Below are 17675 nucleotides of genomic sequence, written 5' to 3'. Positions count from 1 at the left end.
ATGGCATGGAACCTTCAAGGTCTTGGGCCCACGCAGGTAAAGGCTTAAACCGGTGTGACTGGAACATATCATCTATGAGCAACGAGGGAGCGGGCAAGGGCGCTCCACTGACCATCAGGCACACCTACAAAGCGGACCGTGGACGACTCTGGAAAGCCTGGACGGATCCTGAGGCGTTCAAGATCTGGTGGGGTCCCAGAAACTTCACAACCCCCGTGAGCAAGATGGACCTGAGGGTGGGGGGCAGTTTTCTATACTGCTCCCGCTCCCCCGAGGGCAGGGAGGTGTGGTCCACTGGAACCTACAAGGAGATCGCCCCTCTGTCCAAGCTCGTGTTCACTGACTCCTTCGCCGACCCCTTGGGCAAGGTCGTTCCGGCGTCCAGGTATGGCATGCCTGGTTTCTGGCCCTTGGAAATGGTGGTCACTGTCCGATTGGAGGACAGAGGCGGAACGACCGAGATGGAGGTGGTGCAATCCAGTGTTCCCATGGGCATGGCCTGGGAAATGGTCATGGCTGGATGGAAGGAATCGTTCGACAAGCTCGACGAGTATCTGGAAACTGGAAAGGTGAACGTGCCCAAGACCGTCATTATCGCCCACCCCGGGGTGCAGGAGATAGTGGTGCGGCGAACCATGAACGCCCCGAGGGAGCTGGTGTTCAGAGCGTTCACCGACCCAGATCTTATTCCGCAATGGTGGGGTCCAGCCAGGTACCGAACCAAGGTGGAAAGGCTCGATCCCCGGCCAGGAGGAAGCTGGCGCTTTATCCAGTGGGATGAGGGGGGCAATGAGCTCGCCTTCCGCGGCGTCTTCCATGATGTGAGGCCTCCCGGACTCATAGTACAGACCTTCGAATTCGAGCCCATGGGCGGCCATGTGGAGCTGCAGACCGCAGCCTTCGAAAGCCTTGGGGCCAGAACCCTCTACAATGCCAAGTCAGTATACCTCTCGGTGGAGCATCGGGATATGGAACTCAGCACCGGCATGGAGGTAGGAATGAACGAAGGTTTGGACCGCCTGGATGAACTGCTAGAGAGATTGAAAAGAGGAGGATAAAGCGTCCTTCACGCGATTGGGACCTGGACCCAATGGCGAGGACGATGCGACGTTCGAGGGCTACGGCCGATCTAATAATATACAAAAGCATAAACATATCAAATATTATTAGGCATAATGCTACTTTCCTAATGTTTTAATATCTATTTGTCTATTGCATCGCCTGAGGTGAGGCCACGAAGCTGATCAGAGCAATAATCAGACCGGACCACGAGAAGGACGTGATCGATGAGCTGGACCGGGTGGGGCTGGGGGCGATGACCAAACTGAACGTCTTCGGGCGAGGCAAGGAGAAGGGCCTCATGGAAGACCCGGTAGAGTGGGATAGTTCCCTGACCAAACATGATGAGGTGCCCAAAGTCATGCTATTGCTCGCGGTAGAGGATGATGACCTCCCAACAGTAACTGGGATCATCATGAGGAGCGCTCGGACCGGCAAGATAGGTGATGGGAAGATATTCGTCTCGGACATTGACCTCGTCCGCACCGTCAGCACCATGGCCGCTGGGATCTAGGTGGGGGCATGAAGGAAGTACTGGCGATCATCCGGAGGGACAAGTTGTCCGAGACCAAGGCCGGGCTACTGAGAATAGGGGTCCCTGGCCTCACCTATGCAAGCGCTGAAGGAAGGGGAAAAACCAAAGGCGTGGACCATTCCAAGACGAAGATAGGTGAGGTGAAGCTGGCGAGGAGCCAAGGCTTCGTCCCAAAGATCCTGGTGTCAGTGATCGTGGAGGACGGGGAAATGGAGGGGGTTGTGAACAAGATCATCGCCATCAATCATACCGGTGTGAGTGGGGACGGCAAGATATTCGTGTGCCCGCTGGAGGGCTGCACCAGGATCAGGACCGGGGAACAGGGAAGTTTGGCACTACGTTAAACCCTTTTCACTTCTCTTTTTTCAAGTATCCACTATCATCAAACGGCCCTTGGGCCGCACAATTTGCTTCAAAGCCAGGCGTCGAGACCGTCCACGAAGCAAGCCTTGAGATCTCTGCTACAGGCACTAATAGGGATTGCTTTGAGAGAGCGATGCGGGCCGATACCGAACTTTAAACATCACACGCCAAGTTAGGATCGCTCTTCGTTAATGCGGCCAATCATTTATGATTATCATTCATTCAGAGTGAACGAACCTGAACATGTCCTTCGGGACCCTCATCTCGAACCGAGCCCCCTTCCCATACTCACCATTCTCCCTAATAGTCATGCCAGTAACTGCCAGTATCTCTCTGGAAAGAAAGAGGCCAAGTCCGGTACCCTTCCCATAGCCTCGCTCGAATATTCGCTCCTTCTCCTCGCTCGGTATGCCGTTCCCGTCGTCCTCGTAGGTAATTAGAAGATCCCCATTATCGCAGTCCTGGCAGCAAAAGCTCGCGGAGATCATCTTGCCACCATGCTTGACGCTGTTCTCAAGGAGATTGTAGAACACCTTGCCGATCATCGGATCAGCTATCAGCTCCAGGTCACGGCCTCGGTCGCATACGGTCAATTGCTTGATGTCCAATATCTTCACGTAATCAGCCACCCGCTCGCATATTTTTTGCCAGCAAGGAGCACTGACGCCGAGGTCCTGATAGTCCTTGGTGAAGCTGATCTGTTTCTCAATATTATCGGCCGCTTTATCTATCTTTGCCATCCTGGATAGAACTGCTGGATCCTGGACGTTTCTCATGGCAAAATCAAGATTGCCCTTGAGGACCATTAACTGATTATTGATATCATGTCTGGTGATGTTGCTTAGAAGGTTTAATTTTTCATTCGCCTTCCTTAATTCTTCCTCGACCCTGCGGCGTTCCCCGTTCTCTCTCATCAAGTTGAGCTTGCTAAGGCCAAGTTCTGAGACCAAGGTGGTCAGATTAACGCAGAATCTTATGGATGTCTTGATGTACTCTCGGCTCCACCGAGGGACAATTTTAAGAGCGGCTAAATATTCCTCTTCCTTGAAGCCGTATTTTTGCGCTTGCTCGATGAACAGATCGGTGTCAAGGTCCTCGTCATCATAGAAGAACTGTCCCAGGAAGACATTGCCGATGTGTTTTCCTTCAATGAATATCGGTGTGACGATATGCCACATGAGGTTCTTGCATTTGTATTCGAATACTTCACCCTCCACGAGATACATGGTGGGATGCGTTTCACTCTCCACACACCTCTGCAGGGACCGAGGGTTCTGTCGATGGAACTGCGTACAGATGTCGTTCCATCCCGCCTGGACGACAACCCTGCCATCAACGCCAATGACAGAGATGGACATTTTCGTGAGCTCATAGAAATCGTCAACAACCGCTTGTAGCCTGTCCGCCCCGATGATGTCGATCAATGCGTGGCAGATGTCGGTGCTAATGTCTTTTCCGGCAATTGCGGCAGAACCCGCCGTTCCATTAAAAGGTACATTTATGCTCGTGGCCACCGACATATGTTCAGCGGACTCGGCATTTACTTATTTTAACGATGGTGTATAAAAATCACGTCTGAGACGATAGAAACATGACAGAAGGGTGCTCTGGATCGATGTCCTTGTTCGGCTAAGTCGGTTCGACGGGCCATATGTCATCTTTCAATGATCATCGAATAAATTCTGAGAACGGAAGATTTTGAAAAGTTAAGTGCTCCCGCCGGGATTCGAACCCGGGTATCGGACTCGAAAGGCCCGAATGATTGGCCGGACTACACTACGGGAGCGTTGGGATGTTCGATAAGAGAAGATATACTTAATCCTTGGCCACGAGGACGCCCTGTTGCGGATCACGGGGCTCGATGTTCATCTCCACTCTTTTTCGATAGTGCTATAGGGGGCTTTACGTCACGACCGTGGCCGTCATGGGCTCATCACAGAAGGCTGCGAGGATGCGACCAGGATCGTCTGCTCGCCGTGGAAGTTGCGATAGCCGCCTTTGGGTACCCTTATCACGAACCTAACGCCCTGACCGGCCCGCCCATCCTCGCTGATGACCATACCGCTGTGGCCCAGGATCTCCTTTGACAGGAAAAGCCCCAGACCAGTGTTGGAACCGCCCCCCTTGGAGAACAGGGTCGGCTTCATGTCTGCGCTGATGCCCGCGCCATCGTCGGTGTAGATTAGCTGAAGACATTCCCTGTCCCCCTTGGCCAGGAACGCTATGTTATGCACCTTGCCTCCGTGGACAATCGAGTTATGCATTAAGTTATAGAGAACCTTCTCTAACAGGAGATCAGCGAGTATCTCTACCCCTTTGGTGTCGATGCTGAGATGCGCCCCCTTGAGGTCCAGGCCGGTGCTCGCCTCCATGATCTTCTCCTCCACGTTCTGCCATACTGGTGTCCGCTTGGTCATCTCCTGGTAGTCGCGGGCGAACTGCATCTGCTTCTGGATGTTAAGAGCAGCCTGGTAGCTGGCATCGATATGCTTCAGAATAGCCGCGTCGGCGGTCTTCCTCTGGGCCATGATCAGGTTGCCCTCGATGATCGTCAGCTGGTTAAGGACGTCGTGGCGGGTGATGCTGTTCATGAGGTCAAGAGTATGCTTGGCCGCGTTAGCTTCGGCCTCCGCCCTTCTCTGGGCAGTGATCTCCCTCAGGGTGACCGTCTTCCCGATCAGGCGCCCTGAGTAGTCGTTTATCGGCAGGACGGTTACATCGAAGAACCGGCCGGGGACGAGCTCATGTATCTCCTCGATCGGGTTCGAGGTCTCCTTCTTACCTTCGAGGACCTCCCTGGGAAAGGCAGGCATTACATCCATCAGCTTGTCCTGGTACAGGGTGGCCTTCCTTTGGGCGAGGGACTCGGCCATCTGATTTTGGTACATGACGGTGTCCTCGTCATCCAGTATGAACACGCCTCCACGGGTCAAACCCATGACCCTTTCCAGCTCGAAGGGGACCATGGAAAAAAGCTCGAAACTGAACGCCCCGAGGAAGAGCAGCAGGTCGGCCGTCAGGCATCCCAGGACGAAAGCTATGCTGCCTGAGATTATGTTCAGAGGGGGGTAGTTGAGCACCACCGATACAATCGCGATTAAGCATGCCAGGCCAGTTATCCCCACCCTGGTACGGTGGGTGTGGGAAGCCCTGAAGTAGCTAACCACGAGGTAACTTAGGCCGGTCATTATGATGGCTACCGCGTAGGCCACATAGGCATAGAATAGGGGACCGTAGATTGCATTGAAGGATTGGAAGTAGTCGCTCGATACGGTTGTCCTCAGATAGAAGAGGTGGTGGAGCGGATTGGTCGCCACTGCCAGGACCACCAAAACAGAAGGGATTCCCAGGATTGCGATGAGGGGGCGGTTCAAGTGAAGGTTGCTGGAGTATTGGACCGCGAACAGGAAGAACGATACGATGGCGCACATATAGCCCAGGTACTCGAAGTTGTTCCAGAACAGCTTCCATTCGAGGTTCTCGGCGAACACATCGAAGGTATAGCTCCACATGATCAGCACTTGAGATGCCATCAGCAGCGCGAACGCTTTACGATAGTCCCTCCTACTCTTGTTCCAGACCATCACAGCAAGACTGCTGGCTATAGCTGTGAGGACCAGGGCCATTATTAACAGGGATGCTTCCAGCATCGCCGGGGGCTTTGATTCTTTACAATATAATATTATTTAAGTCAATATTAATTAATGAAAACAAGAATAATCGCACGAGAGAATAATTACTGGAAGTCGCATCAAGTCCGTATGTCTCTGAAAGAAACGGTGAACTTCGTCGGCAATTTGATGGAGCTTGCGGCTAGGACTGCCCCCAAGGCCGTGGGTCAGGACTTCATAGAGGCCAAGGTTTTGAGCGACGACGAGAGGGTCGCCGTTGGGAGCGACCTCATTGCCATAGCCTCGGAACGCCGCTCGCCCAACTGGGAACGCGATGGACGGAACGTTCTGGACTCATCGGCGGTGGTGCTGATCGGCCTGCTCCCGCATAAGGGGGCGGGGCTCGACTGCGGAGCATGCGGGTTCAAGTACTGCGCAGAGTTCAACCAGCGCTCCATGAACGGTGAGTTCCTGGGACCCAATTGTTCAATCCGCATGCTTGATCTGGGCATCGCCCTGGGGTCGGCGGCCAAGGTGGCCTCGGACATGAACGTGGACAACCGCATCATGTATCGCATCGGAGTATCGGCCCGCCGTCTCGGCCTGACCACATCGAACATCTGCCACGGCATCCCTCTATCCGCGACCGGAAAGAACATCTTCTTCGACCGGCAGCCTAAGAAGTAGTCTCCCGACGGAGCCAAGGTCGCGACCGTCGATCTCGTCGACAAGCCGCCTGAACATCGCAGCAAAAAAAGGCAAGCCCTTTGTAATCTCAGTGGTCAGCCTCCTCGGAGGATAAGAATGACAGCGTTCAGACCTTTTGACGAGAGGGGCACGCCATTGGAAGAGCAGTTCATGAGCTGGAAACAGCTGCTGTCCGAGCCGTACGATAAGATGGCTGCCGATCCCTACACCCGGACAAGAGTGATCCTGATGAATGGCATCGAGACCAACGCGTTCATCACCAAGCACGCCCTGGCCCGCCAGATCGCCGACGACGAGATAAAGGAGAATTTAGCCATGGTCCGCCGCTCGGAGTCGATGCAGCAGCAGGCGGTGGAATGGATGAATCCGGGGGACCAGACCATCCTGGAGACGACCATAGGGTACGAGCAGCTGGCAGTGGACCTGACCTCTGACTTGGCCATGAACGAAGATAACGATTACCAGCGCCAGGCCCTCGATTTCGCCCTGCTGGAGGACTTCGACCACCTTTACCGGTACTCGGCGCATCTCCAGCACATGGAGGGGACAGACGCGAACAAGCTGACCAAGGGGACCGTGGAGTTCAAGGAGGGGCGGCCGACCAGGGTCCACCACCGGCATCCCCACGAAGAAATGAGGAACCACTGGAACAAGGACACTGCCAGCCCGAAGACCAAGATGAACTACTTGACCATCGTATCCGCTGAGCAGCAGACCGAGACCTACTACAAAACGCACGGAAGCATGTTCCAGGACGATTTGTCCCGCGCTCTGTACACGGAGATCGCCGATGTCGAGGAGCAGCATGTCAGCCAGTACGAGGCCCTCGGTGATGCCACCATGAGCCCCTTGGAGATGAACTTCCTCATGGAGGTGAACGAGGCGTATAACTACTTCTGCTGCGCCCAGAATGAGACCGATGGGCGGATCAGGAAGGTCTGGGAGATGCTCATGCGAGATGAGATCGGACACATGCAATCGGCCATCCAGCTGCTCCAGAAATTTGAGAACAAGGACCCGGTCAAGGTACTGGGAGGGGACCGCATAGATAAGCCTATCCTCCTGAGGCCGACCAAGGAGCATGTGAACCAGGTACTGGCCGAGCAGAGGGATTTCCAACCCAACGAGCGGGAGTTCATCCCCGAATCCAAGCTGCCAAGGGGATGGGCGTCGTTCGCCTTCCGGGACAAGGTCAACGGGGACTTCATCCCCTCGGAGATAGTGGTCCAAAGGGAAGAGAAACAGAAAATGCCGATGACAACCAAGGGTCGGTAGACTTACACTCCTCATTTTGACGGTAAAACCGCAAGGGGTCTCCCCCTTGTCAATTTTCATTTGTTCGAGAATGCTTGGCGGGGTTTATTAGTCCGCCCAACATGCCGAACGTCGATGAGATTGCCCCAGTCCAGGCTTCTGAGGACGATGGTCTTCGCGTACATCCCCGTTGTGATCTCCATACTGATCATGATCGTTCTCAGAGCGGACGACCTGGCCCGAGAGAACAACGATGCGGGCCTGGGCCAAAGCTTCCTCAACCCCACTACCTCGCAGCAGGCCATCGTCGCTGGCTTCACGATCTGGATCCTGGGGGCGTTCTTCGTGGCGTTCCTTGCCGTCATGTTGTACCATGTGCTCCGCACCCGAGCAAGGTTCTCATCCTATCGGTTCATCATCCTTACCTTGGCGCTATCGAGCCTCCTGACCTTCGGCCTCTACATCACTGGCAATCCCTTTGCCCCCGAGGGCGCGTTCGAGATGTTCGCCTGCGGCATAGGGTACGGATTGCTGGTCCCCCTGTTCTACGAGCGAAAAAGTACCTCGTGATGCGGGGCCACAGGTCCTGACGGGCGCATGCCAGGCCGACCGCATCCCAATAGCAAAGCTTGATTAATAGAAGGGTTTATGTCTTCGAACATCGGCTCCGTTCAGCTGTGCTGCTGTAAGGATGCTCCGTGCAGTAGATCATTGGAGGCTTCATTTGACTCAATATGAATCTGAAGAGATGAACGAGGAAATTACCCGATGTCCGTTCCCCAACCGCAAGGAGGGGGAGATGTTCGGGGTAGCGGATCAGCTCTTGGGAGCGTCCCGCATTAAGGTAATGTGCGAGGATGGGACCTCGCGCATGGGCCGCATTCCCGGAAAGATCCGCAAGCGAATGTGGATCAGGGAGGGTGACCTTCTCATAGTCAAGCCCTGGGAGTTCCAGGCTGACAAGGCGGACATCATGTACCGCTACACCAAGACCCAGGCGAGCTACCTGCACCGCCGTAAGGCCATCCCTAAGAACCTGGACGTGTTCTGAGCAGAGGTAGGGTCATGGTCGAAAAGGACGCCTTCGAGTCCCTCGAGCACAAGATCATGGCCCTGCGGGAGAACAGCCGCACCGGGGACGAGCGCAAGACACTGGACGAGGTGTTCGACCGCGACACCATGCTTGGCATATACAAGCTGATGACCGATGGATACCTCGATACGATCCAGTATCCCATATCCACGGGCAAGGAGGGCAACGTCTTCGCCGTCGCCGACGATGATGGGAAGCTCTTCGCCCTCAAGGTCTACCGTACTTCCAACGCCACCTTCAACCGCATAGCCAGGTATATCGAGGGCGACAAACGGTTCAAAGGCATCGCCGGTTCCCGCCGCAAGGTCATTTACGCCTGGGCCAGCAAGGAGTTCCGCAACCTGCAGCGCCTGGAGGATGCTGGAGTGAAAGTGCCGTCGCCGATCCGCTATCACCGCAACATGCTGGTCATGGAGTATATCGGCACTAAAAGGGGACCGGCCCCTCTGCTGCGCAACACCGTCCTCGACGATCCCGAGAAGGTGTACGAGACCCTGCTGGAGTACATGCGTCTGGCTTACCAGGAAGCGGAGCTGGTCCATGCGGACCTCAGCGAGTACAATATCCTTTATTACCGAAAGAAGCCTGTGATAATCGATGTCGGGCAGGCAGTGCTCACCGAGCACATCAACGCCAAGGACTTCCTGCTGCGGGACATCAACAACATCAACAGGTATTTCCGAGGCCTCGAGGTCAAAGTGATCGACCGGGACGAGGTCTTCCGAAATGTAACGGGGACACCCAAATGAGGCTAGTACGCATTCCCAAGGACCGCGTCGGCGCCCTGATTGGCACTGACGGTGAAACAAAAGAGACGATAGAAAAGCGCGCCGGGGTCCGGATGCGCATCGACACCGAAGGGGAGGTGGACATCGAGGACAACCCCCAGGACCCCCTTGCCGCGCTCAAGGTGATGGACCTGGTTAAGGCCATAGGCCGAGGCTTCTCACCGCATCGGGCCATGCGCCTGCTGGACGACGACGAGTACCTCGAGGTCATCGAGCTGGGCGATTTCATAGGAAAGAAGTCGGACCAGCTGGCAAGGGTGCGCTCCCGCCTGATCGGCACCAATGGGAAGACAAGGAAGATCATCGAGGACCTTACCGGGGCGTACATGTCCATCTACGGCAGCACCGTCTCCCTTATAGGTAACTCTGTGCAACTGCCCATAGCCAAGACGGCAGTGGAGATGATCCTGAGGGGCAGCGAGCATGCTACGGTGTACCGCTACCTGGAGAGATCGAGGGCCACCCTGCGCATCGCTGAGATGGGCTTCAGCTGAGGGCAAGGGCCTTATAGCCCGGCCCCATAGGTCGTGAGGCGGGGCAGGACCAGAGACCACCCCGCCGATAGGTGTTGCCGTGAACGAAACTATTGAGCGTGCTGATCGGGCCCTCAAGGCCCACGACCTCTGCGACCATTGCCTTGGCCGCCTGTTCGCGCAGGTGGAGAGCGGGACCACCAACGCAGAACGGGGACGAAACATGAGGGTGGCGGTGACCGCCGAGCGTTCCGCCAGGAACGAGGAGATGCCGTCCCACGACCTCTGCTGGCTGTGCGAGGGGGCTTTCGACAGCGTTGAGCGGTTCGCCGAAGCCGCCATCGAGAGGCTGAGCACAATCGAGTACAATTCGTTCCTCATCGGGACGCGGGTAGACCCCCTGGTCCAGGACCGCGAGGAGCGCTTATGGGCCGAGGTCGGCGGGGATAAGGCCGAGCCCGTGAAGGCAGAGCTAAACCGCGAGATCGGGAAGATCGTCGAGGCCCGCACCGGCAAGCAGGTCGAGTTTCGCTCCCCTGACGTCGTCGCGGTCGTCGACACCCGCTTTGCTCAGGTCGACCTGGACATCGCACCGATCTTCTTCTATGGGCGCTACCGCAAGTATTCCCGGGAGATTCCCCAGACCAAGTGGCCGTGCCGAGTGTGCCAGGGAAAGGGATGCAAGCGGTGCGGCAACACCGGCAAGATGTACCAGATCAGCGTTCAAGAGGTCATCGGCGATGTCTTCCTGGAGGAGGCCGGAGGAGAGGAGCACTTCTTCCACGGCATGGGCCGGGAGGATATCGATGCCCGCATGTTGGGGACCGGCCGTCCCTTCGTGCTCGAGATCTCCAAGCCCAAGAGGAGACATCTCGACCTCGAAGCTCTTACCGCCCTGGTGAACGAGAAGGGCAAGGATCTAGCGGATTTTTCGGGCCTCCGTCCGTCGACCCGCGAAGAGGTCCGCCAGATCAAGGCGGCGACGCCAGACAAGGTGTACCTCGCAGTGGTCAGACCCCATGACAAAGTTAATAAGGGTCAAGTGGATGAGGTAACCCAATCGTTAAGTCAGGCGCGTATCACTCAGCAGACGCCAACCAGGGTCGCCCATCGTAGGGCTGATCTTGCCAGGCAACGAGCGATCCACGAGCTCCAGCTGATGGAGTTCAACGATGACCGCTTCGTCCTGCGGCTGAGGACGGAATCCGGGACGTATGTCAAGGAGTTCGTCAGCGGGGACAACGGTCGAACCGTACCCAGCTTCTCGGCGGCGTTAGGTGTGCCGTGCGAGGTCACCGCGCTCGACGTCATACAAATAATCGATAACTCCAACGAGGGATGAGAAATGGTACAGACTTCCAGAGGCCTCCGGCGCAAGACGCGCAACATACTTAGTAAGACCCCCCGCACCAGGGGTATGACCCCCATCACCCACGAGTTCCGTGAGTTCGAGGTAGGGGAGAAGGTCAGCGTGGTCATCGATCCTGCTGTCCACTATGGTATGCCGCACATGCGCTTCCAGGGCAAGACCGGGGTCGTCACCGGCAAGCAGGGTCGCGCCTTCGTGGTCGACCTCTATGTCGGGAACAAGCTGAAGACCGTGGTGGCCCGGCCAGAGCACCTGAAGAAGAGCTTCTGAGGCGATAAACATGCCCGAGGAGCGCTACGTGACCTTGTCCGAGGTCAAGCAGCTTCTGGAAGAGGCAAGCCAGACCCGGGAGCTCACTCCCGACCAGAAGCTGGCGCTGGACCATGCCCAGAAGGTTGCCGTCCTCCCTCCGGAGAAGGCGAACGAGCTGCAGGCCGAGCTGGGCAAGCTGGGCTTCGTCTCCGACGCCCTGTGCGCCAAGATCGCCGACGTCCTCCCTGTGCACAGCGACGATGTGCGTGTCCTCTTTTCCAAGGAAAGAATGGTGTTAGAGAAGAAGAATATAGAACTGATACTATCTACTGTGCAAAAATACCTTTAAAACCTATTCAGGCGGGCGGATCATATGGAGGACTACGCGCTGATATTAGATTATTTACCCCAGGGCATCCCTAATGATAAGACTTTTCGCCGGGAGCCCTCGGCATACGCCGTTGGTGAGAGCGAGTTCAAGCTTTTCGAGCTCGTTCCCAAGAACGACGCCGTCATCGTCATCGGTGATCGGGTCTATATTGGCAAGGATCCAGCCCTGAGAGACAAGATCGTCCACGTCAAGCGTCGGGTCGGTTACGAGGAGCTTACCGCCGCCGCGCAGGCCGAGCTGCCCTTCGTGCTGCAGGATATCGCTAAGCAGCAGGAGACTCGCTTCATCAAGTTCTTCAACGAGGCACAGGCCATCACCACCCGTTTCCACATGCTGGAGCTCATCCCCGGCCTGGGGAAGAAGACGATGTGGGCCATCCTGGAGGAGCGCAAGAAGGGAACGTTCACCAGCTACGACGACCTCACCAAGAGGGTCCCCGCCTTGAAGCACCCCCTGAAGCTCATCGCCAAGCGCATCGAGGATGAGCTGTCGGACCCGTCGCAGAAGTATCACATCTTTGTCTCCAGATGAACCGAGCACCACCCCGGGGACCTCCCCGGGCAGAGCCGTGGACCGGGAGGGAAAATCGATGGACCATGACGTGAGGAGCGTAACTGATCAACTGGCCCGCCTTGGGATATCGCCGTCTAAGGGTCTGGGACAGAACTTTCTCATCGATGAGCGAGTCGCCGATCGCCAGGTGGCAGCCGCGGGAATTTCCTCTGACGACACCGTCCTGGAGATCGGGCCGGGGCTCGGAGTACTCACAAAAAGGCTGGCCCAACGGGCGGGAAGGGTCATCGCCATCGAGATGGACCGCAAGCTGGCGGAGAATCTTAGGCCCACTCTACCGGATAACGTCCAACTGGTTGTGGGGGACGCCCTGGAAGTGCCCTTTCCGAGGTTCGACCGCATGGTATCGAACCTTCCCTACTCCATCTCCTCGCCGATCATCTTCAAGCTTCTTGACCACGACTTCAGGAAGGCGATGGTCATGCTGCAGAAGGAGTTCGCCGACCGCATGGTGGCCGCGCCGGACACCGACGACTACTCCCGCCTGACGGTGAACGTGTATTACCGCGCGGAGTGCCGCCTTCTCGAGAAGGTGCCCCGCTCCCGATTCTGGCCGCCTCCCAAGGTCGACTCGGCGGTCGTCGAGCTGGTCCCCCGCCCGTCCCCCTTCTCCGTAGAGGACGAGAAGCTATTCTTCCGCCTGGTGGACCTGCTGTTCCAGCAGCGCCGAAAGAAGATCGGCACGGTTCTCAAGATGAAGGGGCTGATGACCTCGGAGCAGCGATCGTCCGTGCCATACGTCGACGATCGCGTCGAGGCCCTGTCCCCTGAGCAGATCGGCGAACTCAGCGATGCTGTGGCTGACCTGAGAACAGATCGTGCGGACGATCGGTCATCGTCGTAAATGGAGAGTATGAGTATGGAAAATCATTTCTTCTAATAATCCTGGCTCCAGTCGTTCTGGTCCTTACCTTATTCTTCTCATAGGGGGTCCCTCTGTTTTGGCCTCCCCTGCGTCTAGTCAGGAGAACAGCCCCCACGATGGCGGCCGCGGCCAGTACTCAAACCATGGCCAGGCCAAGGGGGGGTAAGCCGTGAGAATGGTGGGACGGATGGTCGAACGCAACGCCTCGCCAAAGGCTGGAAAACATCACCGGAGGCCATGTTGCTCGTTTTGGCCAGAGTGCTGAGGGTAGGAGGCAGCTACGACCGAGCGCTGGTGGTCGCGGAACGTGGTCTCCGGATAAGACGTCTTTTCCCCGGTCAGAAATTGAAGGCTGAGCTCCCGATGGAGAAGTCGATGGCGCTCGAGGGTATGGAACGGCTGGAGGAAGGCTTCTCCGTCCTCGGCCAGCAATAACTGTTGTCAGGACAGCTAGCAGTAGCCTCATGGAGTGGAATGATCGAGAAGGGTAGGGATAACAGGCTGCAAGCCCAGGAATCGTACCGCCGGGCCGCATTTCAGGCAGAGAGGCTGGGCGATCTTGCCGCCATGGCCAGATCACGGAGGGCCTGGGACGGGTCCTGGGCCCTGGCTCAGAGGAGGGGATAAAGATCCTGCGGTGAGTCGTGGCCCCTTGTCCGAGGGATCTGAAGCTCTTGGTCGAAGGCAATGGGATTGCGGGACAGTAGGCGAATGAGATTCACTCTTGAAGCAACGAACACATTATCCTCCGAGGACGGCATTCTGTAATGGTGAGTGAGATTAATGGACGCGCGTACCATAGGTGAGAAGCTGACCGAGGCAGGGAGGCTGTCGGGGAGGGCAGTGTGTGTGATCGGCGGCGATGAGCCGTTCACCGGGGCTGTGCCCCTGGGCAAGATCGACCGCTGTATCGCCAGAGCGGTGTATAAGTTGGCCGTGGACAGAAGTTCAGTGCCGATGTATTACGGCGCTGAGGAGAAAAGCGGCATCTGTGGGGGAGGACAGGTTTGGTGCGGCCTTGCAAGTGGCTCCTCCAAGCTCAATTTCTTCGTGTCCACCGGCACCCCAGACTTTATGGGCGGGGAGGCCGAATACCTGAAACCCTCGCCCGAGGCGGCGGGACAGTTCATGGCGGCCCCCGGCAAGCTCACCCCGCCCGCGAGGTACATAAGCCTTGCCGGATACGACCAGATCGACGATGATACCGAGGTGCTGTCCTTCATCCTCATCGGCAAGGCGGAATCGGTGCGCAACCTGGGAGGCCTGATACATTTCGCTTCCGAAGATCTATTCACTTCGATCCTGATGCCCGGAGGGCCGTCCTGCGCATCCATGGTATCCTACGCCGCGGGGATGGCCGAGAGAGCGCCGCGGAACACCGCATTCGTCGGACCGGTCGATCCGACCGGTAATAACTGGTTTCCGCCCGACCTCCTGTCGATGGCCGTTCCGAGTTCCCTTGCTGCTACGATGGCCGAGAGCGCGGATGACTCGTTCCTGTCTAAGCGCCCCCAGGTCGCCTTCCCGGAGAGGAGGCTCGGGCTTCGCGAGGAGAGGGAGTGAGCGCTCAAACCCGCGATGTCAGCGCTGCCTCCCCTTCAGTCCTTGCCTGAGGCCCAAAGCAGCCCGGAACCGGTTGCGGTAACTGTTGCCGTACAACGCGTCCAGGAGACCCGTCCCCCCGGCCATGTTCTCCCACCGATAGGGATGCCACCAGACCTCCCTCTTGAATCGCCCGTCGTCCACGTGGATATGATGAGGTTCCATTAGCTCGGAGAAGCCCACTTCCCCGTGGGTCCTCCCGTAGCCGCTCAGGCCTTTCCCTCCCCAAGGCGTCATCGGCAGGCCGTAGGTATAGGCGACGTTGTTGACCAGGACCGTTCCCCCGCTCATCAGCTCCGCCACCCTGCGCCCCCTCTTCAGATCCCCGGTCCACACTGAGCCAGATAGAGCGTAGGGGCAGTCATTCGCCAGCCGTATCGCCTCATCGTCGGAGCTGAACGTGTTGACGGCGACCACCGGCCCGAAGATTTCCTCCTGCATCACGCGGGAAGCCTGAGGAGCGCCAACAATCACGGTCGGCTCGAAGTAGTATCCCTTCAGGCTGGCGGCGCGCCTGCCCCCGACAAGGACCTTACCTCCATCCCTCACCGCCTGCTCGACCGCTTCCTCCATTCTCTTCAGGGCCGCCTCGCTGATCAGGGGACCAACGTCCGCGTCGATGCTGTCAGTACCATACCCCAGCCGCAAGGATTCCACCTTGATCTTCAGAAGCTCGATGAACTGACCATAGATGCGTTCATGGACGTACAGCCTCTTGACGCACACGCAGGTCTGCCCGGCATTGACGAACGCCCCCCACGCCACCCCCTCCGCGGCCCGCTCGAGGTCGGCGTCCTCGAGAACGATGCAGGGGTCCTTCCCTCCCAGCTCTAACGTCAGCGGGGTCAGCCGCTGGGATGCGAGGGCCATGATTTTGGAGCCCACGACCGAGCTGCCGGTGAAGATGATGCGGTCCGCTCCCGAGGCCACCAGCGCCTTCCCGTGCTCATCGCCGCCCACGAAGGTCTGTACCAGGTTCTTGGGGAGAGACCCGTCGAACAATCTCTGCATCTCTAGCGCTGTGAGGGGGGTCTCCGGGGCGGGCTTGAAGACGACGGCGTTCCCTGCGGCAAGGGCCATGATCGTTTGTGAGAAGGGGATGCCCAGCGGGTAGTTCCAAGGGGCGATGATGCCGATCACCCCCAGGGGCCTGTTGCGAACATACGAGCGCCGGCCCATGTACCGCATCATGAAGTCCATGTTCTCGAAGCGGACCTTCTGAGGTTCGAAGAGCTTCCTCATCGAACGAACGGCGTAGTCAACCGCAACGAGGGCAGCCAGGATGTCGGTGTTCACCGCCTCCGCCCGAGGCTTTCCGGTCTCCCGGGAGATCACGTCAGCCGTCCGCTCCCAGTCCTGGATCAACTTCCGCTGCACTGCCAGGAGGGCGTCTCTGCGGCGTGCCAACGGCCAGGAAGCCCATCCCACCTGCGCCGTCCGGGCCTGTTGGAGCCTCGCACCTATCGAATCGATCTCCGACTCCTGAACTCTCTCGAGGGGTTCCAGGGTTGCTGGGTTTAGGTTGCTAATCATCTGTCGGCGCCTCTGTGGCCCGGGCCTCGCCGGACCGCTCCCCGATGGCCTTCGGGTTCAAAATAGGTACAGCTTGAGCTCTCCCGGACCGCAGACTGCCCATTCATAGCCTCAAGACCCAAGTCGGATGAGGGGGGTAAAACGATAGGTTCGCGAACGGCGGACCCGGAAACCCAGGTAATCAAGCTCTGAGCCTTCGCGCAAGCACTCGGGCATTGGGTCGCCGGCGAGTATATCGACCGGTTCAGGGACAAAGAGGTCGATCGGTGCTAATTACGATAATGGAAGCGGCTTTGGACATCGGAGGTCATCGCCCTTATCTTGGACCTCTACTAGTGAGGTCGGCAGACGATATTGTTACTATGGTCCGTCAGCGGAGGGGAGTGCAGCAGTCTCCGAGGCGAAAGAAGGGAGAGTCGCGGTCATCCAACTTGTGATATGCCCAAAGTAAGCGGCCAGGCCAATAAGTTGTACCCGCTCCTCGGGTCAAGAAGTCGACCTCGCCGACCTGCCCTTGAAGGGCTCTTCAGCATCGGGCAGGAGATGATGAGAAAGATGATGCAAAAGGGATTAATCAAGCGGAAGTGAACGCTTTCAACATGCATTTGAACAATTAATAAAATTGAAAAAGAGGTTTGGTAAAGGAGTTTACCCCGAAGCCTGGATGGCCTGGTAGGTCACGATGAAGTGCGCGCTCTCCAAGTACGGAGTGATCTGCATCCAGAAGTACTCCTGGGCATTGGCGTTCGAGTTGATTATGGCACTCGATGTCCAGGTATCGATGTCGACCTGGGTCCCATCCTGGATGTTCAGGTTATTGTAGGAAGCACCAGTATCAGGAGTGTAAAGGCCGGGGCCGTTGATGTTCATAAGGTATCCGATGGTGATGTCGCTTCCCACGAACGCCTTATCGCAAGTCACGGTCACCTTGATGTCATAGTTCGGATGAGATTCGCCAGTGTAGTAAGCGTAGAAGTATTCACCGTAGTGGTTGGCAGGAACGGCCGTGGTGTAAGTCCAAGCCTCCATGCCGGTGGTGCCAGAGTAAGTGGTGTGATAGTCGGCCGAGCCGAGTATGCTTATGTTGACTGGATAGGTGGTAACTTCCTGCGAGCCATTGGTCCTGGGCATCGACAGTATGAGCACGGCCGCGCTGACGAATATGGTGGCCATGCAGATACATCCGATCAACATCAGAAGGCTTGA

The 17675-nt window shown here is 57.2% G+C and carries 21 protein-coding genes and 1 tRNA gene; 17 read left to right on the top strand and 5 right to left on the bottom strand.

The window, feature by feature from the left end; all coding sequences use genetic code 11:
* Nucleotides 1-74: 74 nt before the first annotated feature.
* The 3 genes from SA339_03200 to SA339_03190 all read left to right on the top strand — a co-directional run bounded on the left by SA339_03200 (nucleotide 75) and on the right by SA339_03190 (nucleotide 1938).
* Nucleotides 75-1058 (top strand): SRPBCC domain-containing protein, encoded by a 984-nt coding sequence (locus tag SA339_03200; GenBank protein ID MDW5562207.1) that lies wholly within the window; start codon nucleotides 75-77, stop codon nucleotides 1056-1058.
* A gap of 182 nt (nucleotides 1059-1240) precedes the next feature.
* A complete protein-coding gene (locus tag SA339_03195; GenBank protein ID MDW5562206.1) occupies nucleotides 1241-1573 on the top strand; it encodes a P-II family nitrogen regulator in 333 nt (110 codons plus the stop codon).
* Nucleotides 1574-1581: 8 nt separating this feature from the next.
* Nucleotides 1582-1938 (top strand): P-II family nitrogen regulator, encoded by a 357-nt coding sequence (locus tag SA339_03190; GenBank protein MDW5562205.1) that lies wholly within the window; start codon nucleotides 1582-1584, stop codon nucleotides 1936-1938.
* A gap of 237 nt (nucleotides 1939-2175) precedes the next feature.
* Here SA339_03190 and SA339_03185 read toward each other — a convergent pair whose 3' ends face one another.
* The 3 genes from SA339_03185 to SA339_03175 all read right to left on the bottom strand — a co-directional run bounded on the left by SA339_03185 (nucleotide 2176) and on the right by SA339_03175 (nucleotide 5607).
* Nucleotides 2176-3471 carry a PocR ligand-binding domain-containing protein gene (locus SA339_03185; GenBank protein MDW5562204.1) on the bottom strand — a complete coding sequence of 432 codons (1296 nt, stop codon included), beginning with the start codon at nucleotides 3469-3471 and terminating at the stop codon, nucleotides 2176-2178.
* 197 nt (nucleotides 3472-3668) lie between these two features.
* A tRNA-Glu gene (locus SA339_03180) sits at nucleotides 3669-3743 on the bottom strand.
* Nucleotides 3744-3879: 136 nt separating this feature from the next.
* On the bottom strand, nucleotides 3880-5607 hold the full coding sequence (locus SA339_03175) for a histidine kinase N-terminal 7TM domain-containing protein (GenBank protein MDW5562203.1): 1728 nt from the start codon (nucleotides 5605-5607) through the stop codon (nucleotides 3880-3882).
* Between the two features lie 111 nt (nucleotides 5608-5718).
* Here SA339_03175 and SA339_03170 point away from each other — a divergent pair, with 111 nt between their 5' ends.
* The 14 genes from SA339_03170 (at nucleotide 5719) to SA339_03105 (ending at nucleotide 14897) form a co-directional block, all read left to right on the top strand.
* Nucleotides 5719-6255 (top strand): DUF2148 domain-containing protein, encoded by a 537-nt coding sequence (locus SA339_03170; GenBank protein MDW5562202.1) that lies wholly within the window; start codon nucleotides 5719-5721, stop codon nucleotides 6253-6255.
* A gap of 117 nt (nucleotides 6256-6372) precedes the next feature.
* Complete coding sequence (locus SA339_03165; GenBank protein ID MDW5562201.1) at nucleotides 6373-7551, top strand: hypothetical protein; 1179 nt, start codon at nucleotides 6373-6375, stop codon at nucleotides 7549-7551.
* A 114-nt stretch (nucleotides 7552-7665) separates the two neighbouring features.
* The gene (locus SA339_03160) at nucleotides 7666-8100 is read left to right on the top strand and encodes a hypothetical protein (protein MDW5562200.1); all 435 of its coding nucleotides are present in this window, start codon (nucleotides 7666-7668) and stop codon (nucleotides 8098-8100) included.
* A gap of 121 nt (nucleotides 8101-8221) precedes the next feature.
* Entirely contained in the window at nucleotides 8222-8581 is a 360-nt protein-coding gene (eif1A, locus tag SA339_03155) for a translation initiation factor eIF-1A (GenBank protein MDW5562199.1), read from the top strand.
* A gap of 14 nt (nucleotides 8582-8595) precedes the next feature.
* Entirely contained in the window at nucleotides 8596-9372 is a 777-nt protein-coding gene (locus tag SA339_03150; protein ID MDW5562198.1) for a serine protein kinase RIO, read from the top strand.
* On the top strand, nucleotides 9369-9905 hold the full coding sequence (locus tag SA339_03145) for a KH domain-containing protein (protein MDW5562197.1): 537 nt from the start codon (nucleotides 9369-9371) through the stop codon (nucleotides 9903-9905). Before SA339_03150 ends, SA339_03145 begins: the two co-directional genes overlap by 4 nt.
* 79 nt (nucleotides 9906-9984) lie before the next feature.
* The gene (locus SA339_03140; protein ID MDW5562196.1) at nucleotides 9985-11226 is read left to right on the top strand and encodes a tRNA pseudouridine(54/55) synthase Pus10; all 1242 of its coding nucleotides are present in this window, start codon (nucleotides 9985-9987) and stop codon (nucleotides 11224-11226) included.
* 3 nt (nucleotides 11227-11229) lie between these two features.
* Complete coding sequence (locus SA339_03135) at nucleotides 11230-11523, top strand: 50S ribosomal protein L21e (protein MDW5562195.1); 294 nt, start codon at nucleotides 11230-11232, stop codon at nucleotides 11521-11523.
* A gap of 10 nt (nucleotides 11524-11533) precedes the next feature.
* Nucleotides 11534-11854: an RNA polymerase Rpb4 family protein gene (locus tag SA339_03130; GenBank protein ID MDW5562194.1), complete on the top strand. Its 321-nt coding sequence runs from the start codon at nucleotides 11534-11536 to the stop codon at nucleotides 11852-11854.
* Between the two features lie 24 nt (nucleotides 11855-11878).
* A complete protein-coding gene (locus tag SA339_03125) occupies nucleotides 11879-12427 on the top strand; it encodes a DUF655 domain-containing protein (protein ID MDW5562193.1) in 549 nt (182 codons plus the stop codon).
* A 58-nt stretch (nucleotides 12428-12485) separates the two neighbouring features.
* A complete protein-coding gene (rsmA, locus tag SA339_03120; GenBank protein ID MDW5562192.1) occupies nucleotides 12486-13313 on the top strand; it encodes a 16S rRNA (adenine(1518)-N(6)/adenine(1519)-N(6))-dimethyltransferase RsmA in 828 nt (275 codons plus the stop codon).
* A gap of 258 nt (nucleotides 13314-13571) precedes the next feature.
* A complete protein-coding gene (locus tag SA339_03115; protein ID MDW5562191.1) occupies nucleotides 13572-13769 on the top strand; it encodes a hypothetical protein in 198 nt (65 codons plus the stop codon).
* Nucleotides 13770-13808: 39 nt separating this feature from the next.
* Complete coding sequence (locus SA339_03110; GenBank protein MDW5562190.1) at nucleotides 13809-13961, top strand: hypothetical protein; 153 nt, start codon at nucleotides 13809-13811, stop codon at nucleotides 13959-13961.
* Nucleotides 13962-14117: 156 nt separating this feature from the next.
* Nucleotides 14118-14897 (top strand): DUF169 domain-containing protein, encoded by a 780-nt coding sequence (locus SA339_03105; GenBank protein MDW5562189.1) that lies wholly within the window; start codon nucleotides 14118-14120, stop codon nucleotides 14895-14897.
* Nucleotides 14898-14915: 18 nt separating this feature from the next.
* Here the strand turns inward: SA339_03105 and SA339_03100 are convergent, their stop codons facing one another.
* Both SA339_03100 and SA339_03095 read right to left on the bottom strand, forming a co-directional pair.
* Nucleotides 14916-16469: an aldehyde dehydrogenase family protein gene (locus SA339_03100; GenBank protein ID MDW5562188.1), complete on the bottom strand. Its 1554-nt coding sequence runs from the start codon at nucleotides 16467-16469 to the stop codon at nucleotides 14916-14918.
* A gap of 648 nt (nucleotides 16470-17117) precedes the next feature.
* On the bottom strand, nucleotides 17118-17642 hold the full coding sequence (locus tag SA339_03095) for a hypothetical protein (GenBank protein ID MDW5562187.1): 525 nt from the start codon (nucleotides 17640-17642) through the stop codon (nucleotides 17118-17120).
* Nucleotides 17643-17675: the final 33 nt, after the last annotated feature.

It is taken from the genome of Methanomassiliicoccus sp. (assembly GCA_033485155.1).
In the GTDB taxonomy this organism is placed as follows: Archaea; Thermoplasmatota; Thermoplasmata; order Methanomassiliicoccales; family Methanomassiliicoccaceae; genus UBA6.
The sequence above is the reverse complement of the archived record's forward strand: the minus strand, read 5'-3'. Positions and strand labels throughout refer to the sequence as shown.